Here is a 6,242-nt window from a genome sequence, read left to right on the forward strand (position 1 = left end):
CCCGGAGGTGGCGGCCGGCGCGAAAGTGGCCGGCCTTCAGGGCGTGGTGGAAGACGTCCGCGAGGATGCCGATGCGGGCTTCCTATTCGGCTGCATCCGCGGCACCCGCCGGCACCAGGATTTCACGGTTGCCGTTGGATTGCATGGTGGATACCAGTCCGCTCTGCTCCATCTGCTCCAGCAGGCGCGCGGCACGGTTGTAGCCGATGCGCAGATGACGCTGCACCAGCGAGATCGAGGCCCGGCGATGCTTGAGGACCACGGCCACGGCCTGGTCGTACATCTCGTCGCCTTCGCCGCCACCGGCGCCGGCTGCGGCACCACTGCCACCGCCGTCGGCGTCTTCCAGCACGCCTCCCTCTAGGATGCCCTCGATGTAATTCGGTTCCCCCTGGGATTTCAGGTGTTCCACCACCCGGTGCACTTCATCATCGGAGACAAAGGCGCCGTGCACCCGCACCGGCAGGCCGGTGCCAGGCGGGTTGTAGAGCATGTCACCCATGCCCAGCAAGGTCTCGGCGCCCATCTGGTCGAGGATGGTGCGGGAATCGATCTTGGACGACACCTGGAAGGCGATGCGGGTCGGCACGTTGGCCTTGATCAGGCCGGTGATCACGTCCACCGAGGGCCGCTGGGTCGCCAGGATCAGGTGGATGCCGGCCGCGCGCGCCTTCTGGGCGATGCGGGCGATCAGTTCTTCCACCTTCTTGCCCACCACCATCATCAGGTCAGCCAGTTCGTCGATGATGATGACGATGGTTTCCAGCTGCTCCAGCGGTTCCGGTGCATCCGGAGTGAGGCTGAAGGGGTTGGGGATCTTCTCGCCGCGCTTGTCGGCGTCTGCGATCTTCTGGTTGTAGCCGGCCAGGTTGCGCACGCCCAGCTTGGACATCTTCTTGTAGCGGCGCTCCATCTCTTCCACCGCCCAGTTCAGGGCGTGGCCGGCCTGGCGCATGTCGGTCACCACCGGCGCCAAGAGGTGCGGGATGCCTTCGTAGATCGACAATTCCAGCATCTTGGGGTCGATCAGGATCAGGCGCACCTGGCGCGGCGAGGACTTGTACAGCAACGACAGGATGGTGGCGTTGATGCCGACAGACTTGCCCGAACCGGTGGTACCGGCCACCAGCAGGTGGGGCATCTTGGCCAGGTCGGCCACCACCGGGTTGCCGGCGATGTCCTTGCCCAGCGCCACGGTGAGGCTGGAGTGGCTGTCGTTGTAGACCTTGGAGCCGAGGATTTCGGTCAGGCGCACGATCTGGCGCTTGGGGTTGGGCAACTCCAGGCCCATGTAATTCTTGCCCTGGATGACTTCCACCACGCGGATCGAGGTCAGCGACAGCGAACGCGCCAGGTCGCGCGCCAGATTGACGATCTGGCTGCCCTTGACGCCGGTGGCCGGTTCGATCTCGTAGCGGGTGATCACCGGGCCGGGATAGGCGGCCACCACCTTGACCTCGACGCCGAAGTCGGAAAGCTTCTTCTCGATCAGCCGGCTGGTGAATTCCAGGGTCTCCACCGACACGGTCTGCTGCGATGGCGGCGCTTCATCCAGCAGCGACAGCGGCGGCAGTTCGCTGTTGAGGTCGTCGAACAGGCTAGTCTGTCTTTCCTTCTGCACGCGGTCCGACTTCTGCACTTCCACGATCTGCGGTTCGATGCGGATCGGCGGTGCCTCGACGATCTTGGCGCGCTCCTGGACCACGGTTTCCTCACGCTTGACGGCGGCTTCCTGGCCGGCGCGACGGTCGGCGCGGGCGGCGAAGAAATCGCGCACCCAGAACAGGCCATCCTCGATCAGGCCGCCGATGCGCTCCACCGCTGCCAGCCAGGACACCTGGAACAGCAGCGAGAAGCCCAGCCCGAACAGCAGCAACAGCAGCAACGTCGAACCGGTAAAGCCGAAGGTCGGCTGCATGCCGGCACCGATCATCTCGCCCAGCACGCCGCCGGAGGAATGCGGCAGCTTGGGAGTAAAACGGTGCATGCGGGTGAATTCGATACCCATGCTGCCGGTGAGCATGAAGACGAAGCCGACGGCGCGGATCAGCGGTTCCTGCTGGTGCTCCGGCTCGACCGGCTGCTCCACCAGGAAACGGTTGGACAGGCGGCGATAGCCGGTCCACACCGAACGCGCCACCAGCACGCACCACCACCAGGCCGACAGGCCAAAGATGTAGAGCATCAGGTCGGCCATCCAGGCGCCCACCCGGCCTCCCCAGTTACCCACGCGCGGCACCGAACTGGCCACCGACCAGCCGGGGTCGGTCTTGGAATAGGTCAGCAGGATCAGTACCAGATAGAGCAGCAAGGCCGCCAGCGCCAGCCAGCGTGCCTCCGATAGCAACCGCACCAGGCGACTGGGCATGGGAGGCGCCGGCGCCTTGGTATTGCGGATGTGGGCTTGACTCGTCTTCGACATAACTTCCGTGCAAAAAAAACCAGCCGTCATTGTAACGGCATTGAATTGGCGCTTCGCGGATTTGCGCCAGGCAGCACCGCCAACGGCTCACTGACCGGCTTTTGCCGCTATCGTTCTGCTTTCCTGATGCTCAATTGCTCGCTCGGGTGCTTTCCAGCATTCTTTGCTGATCCCGATACTGCACTTCTGTTGCCCTGCGCGTGAAGGAGCGAGACAGGCTGGGTGGACGCTGATGCGGCGCCCGCCTGCATCCGACCCACCTTCGACCTATCGTCGGGATAGCGTAATTCCATGAGCCTGGATGAGGGCTTGGACTATAATCTTACCCGTTTTGCAGCGCGGCAATCCGCAAACTTCGGTACCCGCCAGTTGATCCGCATGCCCTGCCCGCCCCGTTGTCAGCGACGGTCGGGAATTGAAATCCCGGGAGTCGCCTCAAGTTGCAGAGGCGATCCCACAACATTTGATGAGTAGCTTATGAGCACGCCCAAACATGCCAAGGTCCTGATTCTCGGCTCCGGCCCCGCCGGTTACAGCGCCGCCGTCTATGCCGCGCGCGCCAACCTGAACCCGGTGCTGATCACCGGCGTGGAACAGGGCGGCCAGTTGATGACCACCACCGATGTCGAGAACTGGCCCGGTGATCCGCTGGGCGTGCAAGGTCCGGAACTGATGCAGCGCCTGCTGCAGCACGCCGAACGCTTCAATACCGAGATCATTTTCGATCACATCCATACCACCAAGCTGTCCGAACGCCCTTTCCGCCTGATCGGCGACAACGGTGAATACACCGCCGACGCCCTGATCATCGCCACCGGCGCCTCGGCCCAGTACCTCGGCCTGCCCTCGGAACAAGCCTTCATGGGTCGTGGCGTGTCGGCCTGCGCCACCTGCGACGGCTTCTTCTACCGTGGCCGTGAAGTGGCCGTGGTCGGCGGCGGCAATACGGCCGTGGAAGAGGCGCTGTACCTCTCCAACATCGCCAGCAAGGTCACCATCATCCACCGCCGCGACAAGTTCCGCGCCGAGCCCATCCTGATCGATCGCCTGCTGCACAAGGTCACCGAGGGCAAGATCGCCATCCAGTGGCATTCCACCCTGGACGAAGTGGTCGGCGACGACAGCGGCGTGACCGGTATCAAGATCAAGTCCACCCAGGACGGTGCCATCACCGAGATCCCGGTCCACGGCCTGTTCATCGCCATCGGCCACAAGCCCAATACCGGCATCTTCGACGGCCAGCTCGACATGCAGAACGGCTACCTCAAGACCCGCACCGGGACCGAGGGTTTCGCCACGGCAACCAGCATCGAAGGCGTGTTCGCCGCCGGCGACGTGCAGGACCACATCTACCGCCAGGCCATCACCAGCGCAGGGACGGGTTGCATGGCGGCACTGGATGCCCAGCGCTACCTGGAAGGGCTGGAATAAAAAATGCTGCGCTGCGAGAACTCGTAGCGCAACAAGGCATCAAAACGCCGGTGACGAGTATTCGTCCCGGCGTTTTTTGTTTACATTAAGCTTATTCTAAAGACAACAAAAGCGCCCTTCCCCTCATTTCAACAAGGAAAGCACCGTGCCACGCTCCTCTGCTGCCGTCACTACCGTGTTTGCCTCGCTGACCCTGGGCGCCGTACTGGCTGCCTGCAGTGCCTCGCGCGAAAGCGCCGACGCCGCTGCTGGCCCCGGCCAGTGCGATGCCTCCCGTGCCGATCACCTGATCGGCGAGAACCTGAGCGGCTACCTGGAACGCCAGGCCCAGGCCGAATCGGGCGCTGCCGAGGTGCGCGTGCTCAAGCCTGACGACGTGGTCACGATGGAATTCAATCCGCGCCGCCTCAACCTCTACATCGATCCCGGCAAGGTCATCATCAAGGTCGCCTGCGGCTGAGGCCTGCGATCGCGCTGTCGAGGGACTGCACTTCTGCTAAAGTTGCCAGCTCAGGGAAACGTAGGCTACAGGGTTGGGTGCTGTCATGGCGACAATGAAGGACTTCTCGGCGCTCAAGGGATTGCGCCGCGATCTGCAGGAACAGGAAAAAGCGCGCGCGCTGGCCTTGGCCGAGCGCCAGCGTCAGGAAGCGGCCGCCCGCGAGGAGGCCAATCTGTTCCGCCACAGCATCGGCCAGGTGGCGCCGCTGCATCAGCGGGTGGTCGACAAGACCCTTCACCTGCCCGATCCCCCCTTGCCCATTCCACGCCAGCACATCGCCGATGAACAGGCGGCGCTGCTGGAGTCGCTCTCCGACGAATTCACCATCGAAACCCTGATGGACAGCGACGAGAACCTCAGTTTCGCCCGCCCTGGCGTGGGTGCCGATGTGCTCGGCAAGCTGCGGCGCGGCAACTGGGTGATCCAGGCCCAGCTCGACCTGCACGGTTATCGCCGCGACCAGGCGCGTGAAGCGCTGGGCGAATTCCTGCGCCAGTCACGCCGGCGCGGCCTGCGCTGCGTGCGCATCATCCACGGCAAGGGACTGGGTTCGGTCAACAAGGAGCCCGTGCTCAAGCACAAGGTACGCAACTGGCTCGCGCAAAAAGATGAAGTGATGGCCTTCTGCCAGGCCCGCGCCGCCGATGGCGGGGCCGGTGCGCTGGTGGTGCTGCTCAAGTCCAGCGAGCGCAGCTAAGGCCCCCAGCCCGCCTACGCAAGTTCGTCGAGCATGGCGACGATAGCCTCGAAATGCGGGCGCGAGGCCGCATCCGCCGACAGGCAGGCCTGCCGCAATCCGGCCAGCACCGCCCGTCCCTTTTCCTCGGCCGGCTGGCTGTGTGCCAGCAACTCTTCCAGCAGACAACCGTAAGCCCGCACCTCCATGGCCTGCACGCCCCAGGCATGGGGCTGGGCGGTATCGTAGAACCAGGCCGCACCGAAGTCGCCCAGCAGCGCGGCATCGGAACGATGCAGGATATTGTGGGCATACAGGTCGCCATGGACGATGCCCTGGGCATGCAGGTGCGCTGCCGCCGAAGCGATATCGCGCGCGATCGCCAGCGCCTGCGACCACGGCAGCGTCATCGCTTCGGGATACACGTCGCGGGTGCAGGACTGCAGGCTGGGCGGCCCGGCCAGGTTGGCATAGTCCGGATCGATCAGCGGCATCACCAGCCCCGCCATGCCCTGCGGATGTCCCTGCAGGCGGCCCAGCACCGGGATCAGCCCGCGATGGCGGCCTGCCATGATGCAGGCGGCCATTTCGCGTTCCGGCAGGCCATCGCTGGTGACGGCGCCCTTGAAGAGCTTGACCGCCACCGGCTGCGCCGTACCGGCCACCTGCCAGCGGGCGGCATGGATCACCCCGGAGGCGCCCTCGCCCAGCTTGTCCTGCAGCTGCAGATCGTCCCAGGCGATGTCCGCCACCTGCGCCAGGCCATCGGCCCGTTCTTCCACCGGCGCGCACCAGGGGTTGCCGGCCATGGCCAGCCAGCTCAGTCGCGGCAAGGTCAACAGCCAGTGCGGGAATTCTTCCAGCGCATTGGCGGCCAGGCGCAGCAGTTCCAGATTGCGGCAGGCCGCCAGTTCTGGCGGCAAGGCGCGCAGGCGGTTACCGGCCAGCATCAGCTTTTGCAAGGGCCGGCAACGGCCGATGCTGGCCGGCAGTGCCTCGATGCGATTGTCGGTCAATACCAGCCAGCGTAACGAGGGCGGCAGGGAGTCGGCCGGCACCGTTGCGATCTGGTTGGCCTTGAAGCCGATCATCTCCAGCGACGGGCAACGGCCGAGGACAGCTGGCAATTCGGTGAACAGATTGTCGGAACAGAAGACGATGCGCAGCCGCGTCAGGCGTGGCAGGTCGTCCGGCAAGGCGCTGAGCTGGTT

At 64.7% G+C, this 6,242-nt stretch carries 5 protein-coding genes; 3 read left to right on the forward strand and 2 right to left on the reverse strand.

The annotated features are described in order from the left end of the window. Positions 1 to 82 precede the first annotated feature (82 nt). Positions 83 to 2,422, reverse strand: coding sequence for a DNA translocase FtsK (locus HWE04_RS22920; protein WP_241813796.1), 2,340 nt, complete (start codon positions 2,420 to 2,422; stop codon positions 83 to 85). 477 nt (positions 2,423 to 2,899) lie between these two features. Here HWE04_RS22920 and trxB point away from each other — a divergent pair, with 477 nt between their 5' ends. The 3 genes from trxB (at position 2,900) to HWE04_RS22935 (ending at position 5,052) form a co-directional block, all read left to right on the forward strand. Continuing rightward, entirely contained in the window at positions 2,900 to 3,853 is a 954-nt protein-coding gene (trxB, locus tag HWE04_RS22925) for a thioredoxin-disulfide reductase (RefSeq protein WP_006463527.1), read from the forward strand. Positions 3,854 to 3,998: 145 nt separating this feature from the next. Continuing rightward, positions 3,999 to 4,313 carry an I78 family peptidase inhibitor gene (locus HWE04_RS22930; protein WP_006463528.1) on the forward strand — a complete coding sequence of 105 codons (315 nt, stop codon included), beginning with the start codon at positions 3,999 to 4,001 and terminating at the stop codon, positions 4,311 to 4,313. A gap of 85 nt (positions 4,314 to 4,398) precedes the next feature. Further along, positions 4,399 to 5,052, forward strand: a complete 654-nt coding sequence (locus HWE04_RS22935; RefSeq protein ID WP_039875406.1) for a Smr/MutS family protein — start codon at positions 4,399 to 4,401, stop codon at positions 5,050 to 5,052. 14 nt (positions 5,053 to 5,066) lie between these two features. Here the strand turns inward: HWE04_RS22935 and HWE04_RS22940 are convergent. Further along, positions 5,067 to 6,242 (reverse strand): leucine-rich repeat-containing protein kinase family protein (locus HWE04_RS22940; RefSeq protein WP_241813797.1); only part of this gene is annotated, 1,176 nt, incomplete at its 5' end.

The sequence above is a fragment of the Herbaspirillum sp. C7C2 genome (genome assembly GCF_022627865.1).
GTDB lineage: Bacteria > Pseudomonadota > Gammaproteobacteria > Burkholderiales > Burkholderiaceae_D > Herbaspirillum > Herbaspirillum frisingense.